At 39.9% G+C, this 14,123-nt stretch carries 13 protein-coding genes; 5 read left to right on the top strand and 8 right to left on the bottom strand.

What is annotated here, in order from left to right; genetic code table 11:
* Window positions 1–7 precede the first annotated feature (7 nt).
* Window positions 8–1,696 (bottom strand): iron ABC transporter permease, encoded by a 1,689-nt coding sequence (locus GPJ68_RS14970; protein WP_180836787.1) that lies wholly within the window; start codon window positions 1,694–1,696, stop codon window positions 8–10.
* Window positions 1,680–2,717, bottom strand: coding sequence for an extracellular solute-binding protein (locus tag GPJ68_RS14965; RefSeq protein WP_016156854.1), 1,038 nt, complete (start codon window positions 2,715–2,717; stop codon window positions 1,680–1,682). The genes GPJ68_RS14970 and GPJ68_RS14965 overlap by 17 nt, the downstream gene beginning before the upstream one ends.
* Window positions 2,718–3,457: 740 nt before the next feature.
* Between GPJ68_RS14965 and GPJ68_RS14960 the strand changes: the two genes are divergently transcribed.
* From GPJ68_RS14960 to GPJ68_RS14940, 5 genes are read left to right on the top strand one after another with little or no spacing between them, the layout of a single operon-like run.
* Entirely contained in the window at window positions 3,458–4,186 is a 729-nt protein-coding gene (locus GPJ68_RS14960) for a hypothetical protein (protein ID WP_115223403.1), read from the top strand.
* The gene (locus GPJ68_RS14955) at window positions 4,186–4,797 is read left to right on the top strand and encodes a TIR domain-containing protein (RefSeq protein WP_115223402.1); all 612 of its coding nucleotides are present in this window, start codon (window positions 4,186–4,188) and stop codon (window positions 4,795–4,797) included. Before GPJ68_RS14960 ends, GPJ68_RS14955 begins: the two co-directional genes overlap by 1 nt.
* Before the next feature lie 41 nt (window positions 4,798–4,838).
* Window positions 4,839–5,351 carry a TIR domain-containing protein gene (locus GPJ68_RS14950; RefSeq protein ID WP_080895599.1) on the top strand — a complete coding sequence of 171 codons (513 nt, stop codon included), beginning with the start codon at window positions 4,839–4,841 and terminating at the stop codon, window positions 5,349–5,351.
* 1 nt (window position 5,352) lies between these two features.
* Complete coding sequence (locus GPJ68_RS14945; protein ID WP_088402940.1) at window positions 5,353–6,546, top strand: toll/interleukin-1 receptor domain-containing protein; 1,194 nt, start codon at window positions 5,353–5,355, stop codon at window positions 6,544–6,546.
* A complete protein-coding gene (locus tag GPJ68_RS14940; RefSeq protein WP_115223401.1) occupies window positions 6,543–7,361 on the top strand; it encodes a hypothetical protein in 819 nt (272 codons plus the stop codon). Before GPJ68_RS14945 ends, GPJ68_RS14940 begins: the two co-directional genes overlap by 4 nt.
* Before the next feature lie 244 nt (window positions 7,362–7,605).
* Here the strand turns inward: GPJ68_RS14940 and GPJ68_RS14935 are convergent, their stop codons facing one another.
* From GPJ68_RS14935 to GPJ68_RS14910, 6 genes are all read right to left on the bottom strand, one after another.
* Window positions 7,606–9,393, bottom strand: coding sequence for an ATP-binding protein (locus GPJ68_RS14935; RefSeq protein ID WP_115223400.1), 1,788 nt, complete (start codon window positions 9,391–9,393; stop codon window positions 7,606–7,608).
* A gap of 342 nt (window positions 9,394–9,735) precedes the next feature.
* Entirely contained in the window at window positions 9,736–10,398 is a 663-nt protein-coding gene (locus tag GPJ68_RS14930) for a hypothetical protein (RefSeq protein ID WP_023143489.1), read from the bottom strand.
* Window positions 10,392–10,883, bottom strand: a complete 492-nt coding sequence (locus GPJ68_RS14925; RefSeq protein ID WP_115223399.1) for a TIR domain-containing protein — start codon at window positions 10,881–10,883, stop codon at window positions 10,392–10,394. Before GPJ68_RS14925 ends, GPJ68_RS14930 begins: the two co-directional genes overlap by 7 nt.
* Before the next feature lie 21 nt (window positions 10,884–10,904).
* Entirely contained in the window at window positions 10,905–11,936 is a 1,032-nt protein-coding gene (locus GPJ68_RS14920) for a nucleotide kinase domain-containing protein (protein ID WP_115223398.1), read from the bottom strand.
* The gene (locus GPJ68_RS14915; RefSeq protein ID WP_048284479.1) at window positions 11,926–12,483 is read right to left on the bottom strand and encodes an adenylate kinase; all 558 of its coding nucleotides are present in this window, start codon (window positions 12,481–12,483) and stop codon (window positions 11,926–11,928) included. The genes GPJ68_RS14920 and GPJ68_RS14915 overlap by 11 nt, the downstream gene beginning before the upstream one ends.
* Window positions 12,480–13,565 (bottom strand): thymidylate synthase, encoded by a 1,086-nt coding sequence (locus GPJ68_RS14910; RefSeq protein WP_115223397.1) that lies wholly within the window; start codon window positions 13,563–13,565, stop codon window positions 12,480–12,482. Before GPJ68_RS14910 ends, GPJ68_RS14915 begins: the two co-directional genes overlap by 4 nt.
* Window positions 13,566–14,123: the final 558 nt, after the last annotated feature.

Below are 14,123 nucleotides of genomic sequence, written 5' to 3'. Positions count from 1 at the left end.
TACTCTCTTAACCACGGCGAGTCATCTGGTGACGCACCAACAAAATAACCGGTAGCGTGCCAGCTAAAACAATCATTAGCGCGGCGATAGCACCTTCTTCATAGGTTCCACGGGCGGCTTCTGCATACAGCAACGTAGCCAGCGTTTCGAAGTTTACCGGGCGCAACAGCAACGTTGTTGGCAGTTCTTTCATGGCATCGGCAAAAACCAGCAGGGCGCTACTCACTAACGCCGGGCGCAGCAATGGGAAATGAACCCGTGCAAATGTGCCCGCACCATTCTCACCCAACAGACGAGAAGCCTGCTCCAGCGAAGGCGGAATGCGGCCCAGGCCGGAATCCAGTGCGCCGATAGCAATCGCCTGGAAACGCATGGCACAACAAATTACCAGCAGGATCCCGGCAGACATCAGCGGCAGGCCGCGAACATCCAGTAAATCTGCCAGCCAGCGGTCGACTGCCATCGCGGGGGTTAAAAAACCAATCGCCAGAATTGTACCGGGAACCGCGTAGCCTAAAGAAGCCAGACGCATCACACCACGGCGAAATCCTGGCATCGCGTTATCTGCGGCGCTATGCCGCGCGCTCCAGGCCACCAACATACTGACGCAAACCACCACCAACGTGGTTCCCGCGGCCAGTGATAACGTATTTTGTAATGCAGCCAGTAACGAGGAGGATATAGGGCTCTCGTCACCTATATGTTTGGCGCTTTCCCAGATTACAAACAGCACCGGGGCCAGAAAGCCCAGCACAACTGGCAGCGAAATAACGACACCGAGTAGCCAGCCACGCCAGCCTTGCACGCGGGTGGGTTGAATCTCCCGCAGGCTACGGCTGCTGAATCCCTGTTTTCTGCGGCCATAAAATTCCAGCGTCAGAATAAAGAATATAAACATCAGCATCATGCAGGCGATTTGCGCTGCGGCAGATAAATCAGAGCGAGAGATCCACGTGGTGTATACGGTAACTGTTAACGTTTGTACCCCGAGAAATTCCGACGCGCCGATATCGTTAAGCGTCTCCAGCAGCGCCAGACTGATCCCGACGGCCAGTGCCGGGCGTGCCATGGGGAGAGCAACACGAAAAAAGGTCCCGGTTGCGCTGCAACCCAGCGTACGTGCAGCTTCCAACAGATGGGCCGGCTGGCTGATAAACATGGCGCGGGTTGTCAGGTACACGTAAGGATAAAGTACTAATCCGAGCAAGATTATTGCGCCGGAAAGGGAACGTAAATCGGGCAGACGGAACTGTCGCGGGCTGTCAAAGCCCAGTATGAAACGGATAAAGGTTTGCAGGGGGCCAATCGGATGCAGCAGATCGAGCCATGCAAAGGCAACGATGTAGGTCGGCATTGCCAGCGGCAACAGCAGCGCCCAACTGAGAATTTTTCGGCCAGGGAAATCCCATGCCGTTACCGCCCATGCGCTGCCTACGCCAATGACGCCAACCATTATCGCGACACCCGCTAGCAACAGCACGGTGTTTTTGAGCGCTGAAGGCAGTACATATGTCATAAGATTATCCCAGTGGGATAAATCAGCCTGGGTGGCCTGCCAGATCAGCGCAACGATGGGGGTCAGGACGCCAAGCGCGACGCACAACGCGCCAAGATGCAACGGCGTTAATAATGACTGCGGCCCGGAAACCAGGCCGCGTAACGTCGGAAACTGCAGCGATTTATTGATCGAATCCAACTTTATCTACCAGCAGGCTAGCTTGTTTACGATACTTCACGATCTCTGTGAGCGGTGTTTTATCGACCTCGATTTCACCGATTGTGGCGCTAATGACCGGGTCAAGCGTTACGCCTTTCAGTACCGGATATTCGAAGTTCGCTTTCGCATACTGCTGCTGGGCAGGCGCGGAAACCAGATATTCCATCAGCTTAACGGCATCGGCTTTATTTGGCGCATAGCGGGCAACGGCAGCGCCGCTGATGTTGACGTGCGTACCGCCATTTTCAAAGGTTGGTTTAACGACTTTAATGGCATCGCCCCACTGACGAGCATCGCTGCCTTCTTTGGCGTTTTTCATATGGCCGACATAATAGGAGTTGGCCAGACCAATATCACAAATTCCACCGAGGATATCGCGGGCAACATCGCGATCGCCGCCGGTGGCTTTACGCGCCAGGTTAGCCTTGACACCGCGTAGCCATTCTTCGGTTTTAGCTTCACCATGATGGGCAATCATCGCGGCGATCAGCGCCGTGTTGTAGGGGTGCTGACCGGAACGAATACAAACTTTACCTTTGTATTCAGGACTGGCGAGCTGTTCGTAATGCCAGTTATCGATTGGCAGCGACTTCTCGGCATACAGTACGCGGGCGCGCATTGAAAGCGCAAACCACTGATTATCCGCACCGCGCAGATTCGCCGGAATGGCGGCTTTCAGCGCTTCTGACTCTACCGGCTGAGTGACGCCGGCTTCAACTAAATCGATGAGATTTCCGGCATCGACGGTCATCAGCAGGTCGGCAGGGGAGTTTTTGCCTTCCGCCTTAACACGCTCAAGCATACCGTCTTTGATATAGACCGTACTTACTTTGATACCGCTGGTTTTAGTCCAGCTATCAAGTAAAGGCTGGATCAGGCCCGGTTCACGGGTGGTGTAAAGCGTTAACGTTTCCTGAGCGAAAGCCGGCAGGCTGACAGAGAAGAGGAGGGCAGAGGCAAGCGTGATACGGCGCAATCCGGTGCGAGTCAGAGCATTCATCGTTTTTATCCCAGAGTAATTGGAACATACAGTGAACCGAGTCGGGGCTCGTTCTTTTGGCTCGCGTACAATAAATGATAATCACTAGCACTTACAATAATTGCAAAGTTTAAACGATTTACATTTACACAACTTTAATCAACGATGTGATGCGGCATGGAATGGGGAGTTATGGCAGACTGAGCGCTTATAGAGGCAGCTTTTACACAGACGTTAAAAGCAAAAAGCCCGCTTAAGTTTCCTTAAGCGGGCTTCTTAAATTTGGCTCCTCTGACTGGGATCGCCTTTGCCAGTAACTGGCTAATAAATAAGCTAAACCTGAATACTCTTTCTGTCAAGACCACCATTATGACCCCCTCTAAGAAATGTATGCGCTTGTAAGAAGAAGCAATGCCCATTGGGGTGGATGAGGATACAATCGGTACTCTGCCTGAGCATTATGTTTTAGTGATCTGCTACGATCGCAACAGACAGCTGGTTGATGAAGATATCCACTGCTTTGTCTAGAGAAAACCCCAATGCAGTTCACCAGATATATCTAAATTTTTAGTCTGGCTGAGAGAAGTGAAACTAGTATCCTTAAGGATTTCGGAGAAATCCGAATCAGGGTATAGTGGTCACTGAGCATAAACAAATAGTTGCGTTATTGGGTTATAATTCATTGATAATTATGAATAAAATTTTCAATGTCTGTTGATAAAAATGCAACTTGATTGAAATTGTTTCATAAGGATTCGCTTATGGTTAGGGGATTGTTACTATTCGGAATTATTTTGATGGTAATTATTTTGATGGGGTACTTCTCTTTTTTACCGGCCTCACAATGGTGGTTTATCAAAAATATCATATCAAATTTTGATTTTGTAAAAGCGCTCCTTTCAATTCTAATATTATCATTGATTACTATATTTTTGTTTTTCGGTATTTTAGAGAAAAAATACTCATTAAAGTTAGAAAAATTAACTTTCGGTGGGTTAAATGTTTTATTTGATAGTTCTGACATGCTATATAAAAGATCTGTTCGCAATTTCCTTGATACTAAAAGAAGTGTGTTCAAAATTGATCCACATTTTGATTCATTTGAAGAGGTTTTTAACTCTTTATATGATATATATAACTTTATTCGTGTTGAAATAAGAGTACTGGATGTTAAGCGGAAAAGAGATATGGAGTTGTATGGTATATCTAATAAAATGCTAAAAAAACTGAATCAACTGCTTACCAAACATCAGAATAATTACAGGCGTTGGCATAAGTACATCTCAACAAACGATATTGTATTGACGAGGGATAAAGATTCTAACGGTGAAAATGTTTCTTTGATTTATCATTTAACACCGATTGGAGTAATCCAGACTCATTATTATCATTTCAGCCAGTTGATGGCTGATTTTGAATGCATTAATAAATTCTTCTGTGAGGAAGTTAGTGTTGTATTTAACATCGATATTGCTAAGTGGGATGAGTAATGCATAAAACTTTTCTGAGTTATCATCATGCAAACGAACAGGATTTGAAGAACGGAATCATTGAAGCATTTGCTGGTGCGTCATTTATTGACAAGTCCGTCAGTGACGGGGATATCAGCACTAATGTCAGTGAAGATTACATTATGCGGAAAATTCGGGAGGACTATCTTGGTGACTCTACCGTAACAGTAGTACTCATAGGTACAGAAACTGCCAGCAGACCTTTTGTTAACTCAGAAATTCAAGCATCTTTATGGGGGGAGAATCCTGCTGGATTAATCGGGGTAATTCGAGATGAAATATATTCGAGCGTGTTTAGCTCGGGTGTGTGTAGTGATACCTCTTGCAATTGCGGGATTGGAATTAGAACCATTGATTGGGGTTATGAACATTATCTCCCTTGGTTAATTAAAAAAAATCATAGTTTTTCAAAACTCGTCCCCCACTATGATGATATGGATGTTTATTGCTCCCTGGTTAAGTATTCAGATTTTATAGGGAATAGTGAATGTTATATTAACCAGGCATTTGATAAAAGAAATATTATGGAACCTGCAGCAAAGAAAAATCCCGCTGATGTTCCTGCTATAAGAACTAATTTACTATGGTGATGAGATGATTTTTACGCCAAGATAAAGTTAAGGTAACAGATATGTATAATACCAAAATAATTAAAAGAAAAGTTTTTTTAAACTACCACCATGATGGTGACCAATATTACTATGATGAATTCTCAAGAAAATTTCATGATGAATATGAGGCTGTAACGGATAATTCTCTTGATCGTCGAGTTGACAGTGACGATATTGACTATGTCATGCGACGTATTCGTGACTATTATATCGCAGGGACTTCATGTTCCATTGTATTGGTCGGTAATGAATCATGGGGAAGAAAATATATTGACTGGGAAATTAAATCGACGCTTGATAAACAACATGGACTTATTGGTGTCCAGTTGCCAACATTGTTATCAAATTCTTATGGACAAGTGACTGTGCCCGCTCGACTCAGTGATAATATTGATTCTGGATATGCGCTGTGGGTAAGTTGGGCTGATTTTACAGCTAGCATTTCATCGTGTAGGGAATATATCGAACAAGCCAATTGTCGTAGTAATACTCTGATAAGAAACACTCGTGAACGCCGCTTAAGGAATGCATAATATGCTTGAGACGAATTTGGCAAAACCATTTCTGGTTGTTTATATCATTTGGCACCCGGATTTCGCCGGTGGTGCTGGACTGGCCGAAATATTGCGTGGACACTTTCGTCGGGAACTCTATCAGAATGTTGCTGGAGGAACCGGTTTAAGTGTTATTTTTCGTTCTGAGCCTCTACCTAAAACGGGGAAGCCGCTGCCGATCAATTTTTCAGAATCAGAGACCACCGCAGTCCTCATACTTGCAGAATCATGTATGGCAAATGATCCTGAATGGGGGACTTACCTTCGGGAGCTATCCACGCAGTCGGAAATAGCTGGACTAGGTACACATCTTTTCCCCATTGCTATTGATGGAGAAGGATTAAATCTGGGACTGGAAGAGCAGGCATTACGCTGGGACCAATGGATACAGGATGGGAGCAACGATACTGCAAACCTTCATATACGATTGATTAGTGAGCTTACATACGAATTTTGCAGGATGCTGCGCCATTACCTGGAACATCTGAAACAACCAGAAAAAGATGAAGATGAGTTGCTTAATTATCTCAAGAAAGTTCAGATATTCCTTAGCCATTCTAAACATGATAAAGATGGAGAGCGGATTGCTCATTTGATACGTGAGCAATTACATAGTGGACATGGGTTAAGTTCATTCTTTGATGTCCATGATATCCCTGCCGGGCTTCGGTTTCATCAGGTGCTATTGAAACAGCTGGCGCAAAGCGCAGTTGTTGCTATACATACCGACTCTTATTCTTCGCGTGAATGGTGTCGCCGAGAGATTATAGAAGCTAAACGTAATAGTGTACCTTTAGTTGTTGCCAACTGTATTAGCGAATTGGATGAAAGGGGATTTCCTTATATGGGAAATGTCCCCATAGTGAGAATGGATCCACAGCAGGCTGAACGAATTAATATCATTATTGCACGACTGCTTGATGAGGTTCTGAAAGATTTTCTGTGGCGCTGTCGTATACAATTGGTTAATACCGAACAAAGTGCAGTGCAGTTTGTTCCGCGTGCGCCGGAGTTAATCTCACTTGCTGGCTTAAAGTTCCACGGTATCGGGCAGCCTACAATTGTATATCCCGACCCACCCTTAAGTTCGGAAGAGGAGCGCTTATTTGAAGAAGTTAAACCCGGTATCAGGCTTAGAAGTTTTACCGAATGGCTGGCAGAGGGAACATCATGACTTATCGTGAAATGCTTAGTCAGCATGTTATTGCAATATCTACATCAGATAGCCCAGATATGCCTGTATTGGGGTTAAGTCAACAGCATTTATATGACGCGATGACAGAAATTGCGCGTCATTTATTAGCCTTGGGAGCCCGGATTGTTTATGGAGGAGATTTACGTGCTAACGGTTTTACTGAACTGTTATTTGAGTTAGTAGCACGCCATAGAAGAGATGCGGATGAGGGGGATGAACGTTCCAGTATATTGAACTATCTGGCATGGCCGGTGCATATGCAAAAAGATTCCAGTGACTTGGAAAGGCTCAGTGCGGACCTGAAAGGAATGGCAAGGCTTGTTTTATTCAATCGGGATGGCGAGTCGTTGCCAATGGCAGAACGAGCCCATTACATAGCAACTATTCCTTCTGATGAAGATTGGGAAAAAGGTTTGACAGCAATGCGACATGCTATGTTACAAGACACACATGCCCGTATTATTCTTGGCGGGCAGGTAGATAAGTATAAGGGGGCAATGCCTGGTATAGCAGAAGAGGCTATATTATCACTTCGCACTAAACAACCCCTTTTCATTATGGGGGGCTTTGGTGGATGTGCAAAAGATATCACCGAGTCTCTGAATATTGTGGCATCTGACGGAATGCAGAAACGTAACTGGAGAGGTCGGGAAGAATTTTCTGGTTTCTCTTTCCAGGATCTTAATAACGGACTCACTGAGGAAGAAAATACTGTGCTAGCACAGACTCCGCATGTGGACCAAGCTATCGCCATGATTTTGAGAGGACTTTTCCGATTAGTAAAACGTTGCTGAAAAAATACTTAAATTCCATTACCATTATATGTATTAGCTTAGACTTGCTTTGGCACTCTTGCGGTACTGAGCTAAACCTAATCTGATATGTCGGTCTGTGCAAAAGCCCGTACACATAGTAGCCTTTTAATTTGTATAAGTAGCAGCAGAGCCGAAGTGCAAGGAAAACGTTGTGAGACGATGACGATATACAGAGCAATCATATATAATATGAAGAAAGAGCCGTGCTTGCGGCTCCAAAATGTTATAATTTCGTATATATAGCATTAAACCAAGTTAATGTCTCGCCTTTTGCATCACTTGCAGTGAGCATTTGATAACTCATTTTTGCTGTAGCAAATTTATTTATCTTCTTCTTCGCTTTACTTTCATTATAACGTGTTAAAGCAGATACCTCTGTTGATACATCTGTCGTATCATCTATGGTTATTTTTACACCAAACACCGCCTGAATAGCATCAGGATGTAAATAATTTTCCATTTCCCTTTTTTCAGTCATGAATGCTATGGAACCATCATTTCTAGCATTTACTGACTTACATTCTTTTTCATACTGAGGAGGGATGGCAACATCTCTATCATAGATGTGAATCTCAGGTTTATTTAGAATTTTTAAGTAATTATTATTAACCCAATCTTTAAGAGTATGTCCCCCCATTGGAATGAAAACTATACGCGGATCATTTATCATATCAGGAACATTTGGAACACCTTGGTCGAGATAAATTTTACCGATATTCTTTAAAAAGTTTATATCATTAGGGCCTTCAACGCATACAAGAACAGATGCCCTACTATCAGGGTATACGCCAAGATCATTCGCTATGTTCTTTAGCACATCATCATTACCATTTTTAACCTCTAAACCATCATCGAGTGTTCGGGTTATATGGCGTAGAGATTCTGTAGGTATCTTTTCCACAAGTGCAGGGACGTGGGTGGTAATCAATACTTGGCATTTATCAGCATTTGCTAATTCTTGAAATGCATCAATAAGAAGTCTTTGATTAGATGGGTGTTGAGATGTTTCAGGTTCTTCAATTGCATAAATAACTCCTTTATCTGGGAATTCTTTTTGCAATCTTTCTGCTTCCGCTTTAAAAAAACTAATCAGGACTAAACGTCTAACACCACTACCACGTTTATTGATAGCTATTCCTCTATCATCTTCCAATGTTAGCTTGAAAATATTTTCCCACTTAGGTTCCACTTTAAACTTTGGGATTAACCCGGCAGCAAGATTAGGAGATATATCATGTAAATGTTTAATTGTGTTTTCAGCCACTTCAACTGCATGTTCTTTTACGCTTTCTTTAATGGATTCAAGTTGAATGTCAATCTTCTGCAATGCTGTTTGAACCGCTGACTTCATAGGATCCTGTACTTCTGATTCTTCATCGGTACTCGGCCTGTCTGCGCGGAATAATGCAAAGTGAGGGAGTTTGTCATATATTTTTTCACAAATAACCTTGCCCTCCTCAGCATTTAATTTAACGAAGATTTCTTTAAGCTTTAAATCTCCAATTTTCCTGTAAATTTCTTGTCTTAAACTAACATTGGACCTTTTATCAGCTCCATCAACACCAATAGATTCGGCAATTCCTTTAAGTTCATCATTTTTTTTAGCAAGTAAAGATTTCGCGCCTTTTGCTGAGGGAGCCATACATTTAGCTTGAACGCTGCCAGATCCCTTACCTTTTGCAAATACTCTATATATTTCTAGCTTTCCATTACTATTTAATAAATATTCTTCTTTAAGGTTAGTTATAGATGTGGCATCCAAAACTATAGGTATATCAGCTCCTGAAAAGATACATCCAATTGACACGTCTTCATTTTCCACGCTATCGACACATTTATCGGTAGCATCATATTTACATAGTTTATGTTCAAAGAAGACACCAAGTGCGTCTAAGATAGTTGTTTTACCAACATCATTACGACCAACTAATGCAGTTAGTGAGTTAATGTCAATGCTATGTTCTCCATGATAGCCACGAAAGTTCTTTAAGATTAGTTTTTCAAGTTTCATAAAAATCTCCATTTTTAAAAATTAAAATTTTATTTTTTTTAAAACTTACGTATTCGAAAAAACATTTGATTTTGTTGTATTCTAAGTAACAAGAACAATTTATAAAATTAGTTCAATCGAAGTCTTGGGTAAGACGATTTTTCTCTTTAACAAAACGGATAACTACGCATTGGACAATAGATACTTTAGGAAACACGCGGAAAAATTGTAACGTTTTGCTCATTCTAGACCTGATATTCCTTCAAATTAGCAAGTTCGAGAGATAAGGGAAAATTACGACAGTCTACCAGAATCATTTCACACCTGCTCTAAACAATATGCAGAAAATAATATATGTATTTATTAGTAAAGTTCTCCAGTTCCCTGATCTACACGTTTATAGAAATCAGAAAAATTACATGGGTCAGATATAACTGAGTTTTTATCACTACGAAAATCAAATTCTATTTTTTTTATAAGATCAATGGCTGGTATAGTCGAATTTAAAGGGATTTTTTTATAGTTTCTAATTCTGTGATATTCAATTGAGTCTAAGTCTACTTCAATCGCTTTATTACCGAAATAATAAAAATGATCTGAAATCAACACGTTATTGGAGCTAGTATCTCGTTCAAGATTTGTCATGTTAAATGAACCATCAGCATTGCTATGATGAGAATCTTCTTGTATCCATTCATTGTTTTCATTTTGATGGTAGATATTATCGCCCAGAATTTGTACATGACTACCATTTCTAGCAGGCTTTTTGAGAGAGAACCTAGTATCCTCCCAATAACCATTGAAACTAATTTTTTCTGAAACTTTCATTAATAGGATACATTTTTTTTTAGCTGATTTTAAATTGGCTCCACCAACTCCGAGTATCCAATCACCCACTTTAGCCGACTTTCTAATTCCAGGTTTGCATGTTGCCAAGGTACAACTTCCATGAAATGGATTAGGTGCAAAACCAAAGTCTCTCGTTATTGCATAAACATAAAGGTGTGAGTTGGGATCAATTAGCATACGACATTTCCACCTTGAACTTTATCACGATCCGTACCATCAGGTTTTTCAAAGGAAGTTTTACCTTCTAGTGCGTTGATAATGGCATCACTTCTCCAGGCCACTATAGAGGTTGCATACTTTTCGAGATTCTCTGGTAGTTTTACATCGCCTTTTAACCCATTTTCATATACACCTATGATTGGTTTTCCAAGTTGATGAGCTACTTGAATTTCCCAGTTTACCCAAGGTCTAGTATGTGTCTCTTTCCCGATAACAACTATAACTTGACTAGCCCACCTCATTTTCATTCTAAGTAAACGTGCAATCGTTCGGTCACTAAGTTTTTTTTCCTCAACTCGTCGCTTGTTTTCAGGTTTCATTCTAATAGAACTATTGCGTAAATGATAACCTTTTGCTGCAGCTAAACGAGAAACTCCATCAACACTCGCGTCGTCTTTATGATGATGGCTAACAAAAACATTTTTCTTAATTTCTTTAACCATTTTTAAATCCTTTGTAATTTGCTAATTATAAAATAATTCTATATTATTGCTTTGATAATGATATTTTTGTTTAGGCCTTTTATTGTTAAATTTAGTTCGGCATCTTTTATCTATCTCGCATGCACCACTATTTTCCATGTCCATTAAAGTGTAAACTCTTTCTTCTTTAGGCAGGAAATGGAATATTTCTTCCATGTTCCAATTTTCACTATACTTTTCAGCGATATTATTTTGGTTTATAGTGAACCAGAATAAACACTCTTCGCTATTCATTCCATCTCTATTAGAAAAAATCCAATTAATTCCTCTTTCACAACCAGGACCTGAAATAACAAAGTTCAATTCTGTAAACGGAAAGTTGGGTATGTATGTCAGATCTATGAAAATTTGATATGCTAGAAAATCTCCAATCCCTGAGAATGATTTTAAATGTTCAAAAACTTCGAACTGATTTCCTGATGATTTTACACCATTAACGATTTTATCTTGGTTATAATAAACAAATTTTATCATTCTAATTACCATATCATTTTCCGGTATTCCTTCTATATTTTTTAAGTATTTTCCGAAGTTAAACTTCGGACCTCCTAAAATATAGGCTGCACTAAAAAATACGTAGCCTGGTTTTTTTAATGATATATTTATTGTCTTTTCTCTGATCTTTTCATTGATGTCGCGAATAGTCATTTTTGTGAAATCAAAGGGCGCATCAAGTTCATTTAATGTATCGCTTTTATTTATTACTCTAAACAAAAATGAATTGAGTATTTTATTTTCATAAGTTAATTTATTGTTGTTTGTTATATTTTTCAATAACCATTTGGTTTCTTTGTCCCATGTTCTTTTAGTATTTACAAATTTATAGTTTCTCAATATTTTGTCGTCTGTCCAATATGGCGGAAGGTTAAGTATCTCTTTCTTGTAATATATGGATGTCCTCTCTCGTTGATGATAAAACCATTCCCTGATAACAGCTTCATTCAAGATAGGTTTAGCGGTTTTAATTTTCATTTCTCTGACATTACAAAAAAGTTGATCGTTTTTACTGTTCACTTAATAATACCTTTTCGAAGAAATGTTTAAAACTATCAATTCCGTTCACATTGTTGTCAAAATGATATTCTGATTTTGTTTTATTCTCAGTGACATACTTGTCGATTTCGTATTTTTTATAATTGTTATTTTCCCGTTCTATATGTACTATAGTGAACTGATTGTTCTTACACCATGCGAATTCTTCATTTGATCTTATGTCAGTAATTATTATATTTTTATTCATCCCTCCATTTTTTTCTAAAATTTTCAACTCTTCTGATAGCATTCTAATAAATATTTTTTCTTCAATTTTCCTTAGGCTGTCTAAGCTCAGCCATATATCTCTTGGTGAATGGCTGATAAAGTCGCCGGTAGGTAAGGTTATATTGAGTGGTAACATTTTATTTTCAGGGGGGTAATCCTTTTCCATCCAAGGATAAATATAATTGGCCAATTTTTTGAGTTGATCGCTAAATGATAATCTAATAAATCCATAGTTGGATATCAGATAATTGGCAAGAAAGTCTTTTCCACTACCCGATATGCCCATGAATGCAATTTTCATAGACGGTCCTTATTAGAATTATTAAAATAATTAGAAGTTACGCTTAGATTGAAATCATTGCTTAACTTAGTTTTTAACACTATTGGTTGGTTGAATCTTTCCTGGAAAATATATGATAGAGCTGCTTCTGCATATCCCCAAAGTAAATTCCTTTCAGTTTCTACAAAGTGTTTAATAAATATTTTTTTTAGATTTTCGGTTTCCATATCTATTGTGTCTATTTTATGTTCATTTTCTGTTATTATTCTTTCAAGGAATGAAACTATATCACAGAATAATGATTTTATATTTTGTAACGATGGAGGGAATGATATTTCATCATCGTTTATCAAATCTGTCATTTGTTCTTCTTTTCTTTCGTATATTTCATTGGCTTGTCCTACTCTATCATCATATATATGAAGATTTGTTACTGACTGATGTAAGTATCCCAGTTTAATCTCGCTATCAACTTCCCTCTTTAATATTGAAAGTACTATCTCTTGAAGTAAACTAAACTCGAAAAGATTTATATTGCTCACTCCAAATATTAGATCGCCGCTTCTTTGAACTATTTTAATGTTTAAATTTTTGTCAGGAGTGATAAAGAAATGAATTAAGTTATTACAAGGAATATCGACACTATGTTCTATGTTGTATACTTTTATGAGGCTTTCATTCGTATCTCTGTCAGGCATGTATAAGCTAATGACTGCTCTTCTTGTAAATATTCCTTCTTTTTTGAATTGTTGCACGACATTTTCAAGTTGCCCGTGAGCGTATAGTCTTTCCCCATAAGCTGCTCGCCAAATGACACCATCATCTGAGTATTTAGGCGCTCTTGGTAAAAAAAAATTTAGATATGGTTTAATTCTGTTGTCGCCAGCAAAAACCCATATAGCTTCAGCAAATGTGGAAAATATATTATTTTTTCGACCCGCTAAACTTAAATGCCTTGATCTAGGGTTTCGTAAGATCATACTAACATCATAAATAGTTATAGCATCCCCATTCCTTGTCGAAATACGAACTCCTTCATTAAGCACTTTTTCTAGGAGTTTCATTATTACATCGTTAATAGTTTCTCCGTAAATGACGTGCATAAACAAAACCTCATGCTATATAAAACATCTTTCTAGTTGATATAGTTTATTGGGCCTAATCCAGAATTTGGTCCAGCTATGATATGGACTAACCGGATAGCACGTTTCAATCTCTTGCCTCTAAGAACAGGCTCGAACGTGATAGCCAATTGGCTTCCCACTTAGCAAGTGAGAGCTCGACCCACGCTACCGCCCTCAGTTGCATAGGCACTGCGTTTGTATGAACATTTACAAATGTTACTCATGTTATGGATTTGGTCAATCTGGCAATAAGATAATTACGAAACTTTAGACTTATTACTTAAGTGGAGGTGGCGCGAGTCGCTAGCGAGTAAGACTGTCTCTTATATGTACCAGAAGCACAACTGACGATGCTCCAAAACCATAGTCACCGCTGCGTAGCAAGCTGTGGCCTCTCGCTACTCCCGGGTGCCCCAGTTACAACGTTGTGGGTTGCTTAAGAAATCTGTCCCGCCGGATTAGAGTGGTGGTGGATTACTGACTGTACTCAGCGTTCAATACAGAGACAGCCCGGAGCAGGCAGTAATTGATGCCGGA

Origin of the sequence: Citrobacter sp. 172116965, from assembly GCF_013458095.1 — a bacterium.
Taxonomy (GTDB): Bacteria; Pseudomonadota; Gammaproteobacteria; order Enterobacterales; family Enterobacteriaceae; genus Citrobacter; species Citrobacter braakii.
This window is presented reverse-complemented; position numbering and strand designations above follow the sequence as displayed.

Excerpts from the sequence above, each read along its gene's own strand:
- GPJ68_RS14950 (WP_080895599.1), top strand. The coding sequence starts at position 4,839 with ATGTATAATACCAAAATAATTAAAAGAAAAGTTTTTTTAAACTACCAC.
- GPJ68_RS14910 (WP_115223397.1), bottom strand. The coding sequence starts at position 13,565 with ATGCACGTCATTTACGGAGAAACTATTAACGATGTAATAATGAAACTC.
- GPJ68_RS14935 (WP_115223400.1), bottom strand. The coding sequence starts at position 9,393 with ATGAAACTTGAAAAACTAATCTTAAAGAACTTTCGTGGCTATCATGGA.
- GPJ68_RS14940 (WP_115223401.1), top strand. The coding sequence starts at position 6,543 with ATGACTTATCGTGAAATGCTTAGTCAGCATGTTATTGCAATATCTACA.
- GPJ68_RS14915 (WP_048284479.1), bottom strand. The coding sequence starts at position 12,483 with ATGAAAATTGCATTCATGGGCATATCGGGTAGTGGAAAAGACTTTCTT.
- GPJ68_RS14965 (WP_016156854.1), bottom strand. The coding sequence starts at position 2,717 with ATGAATGCTCTGACTCGCACCGGATTGCGCCGTATCACGCTTGCCTCT.
- GPJ68_RS14925 (WP_115223399.1), bottom strand. The coding sequence starts at position 10,883 with ATGGTTAAAGAAATTAAGAAAAATGTTTTTGTTAGCCATCATCATAAA.
- GPJ68_RS14955 (WP_115223402.1), top strand. The coding sequence starts at position 4,186 with ATGCATAAAACTTTTCTGAGTTATCATCATGCAAACGAACAGGATTTG.
- GPJ68_RS14930 (WP_023143489.1), bottom strand. The coding sequence starts at position 10,398 with ATGCTAATTGATCCCAACTCACACCTTTATGTTTATGCAATAACGAGA.
- GPJ68_RS14945 (WP_088402940.1), top strand. The coding sequence starts at position 5,353 with ATGCTTGAGACGAATTTGGCAAAACCATTTCTGGTTGTTTATATCATT.
- GPJ68_RS14960 (WP_115223403.1), top strand. The coding sequence starts at position 3,458 with ATGGTTAGGGGATTGTTACTATTCGGAATTATTTTGATGGTAATTATT.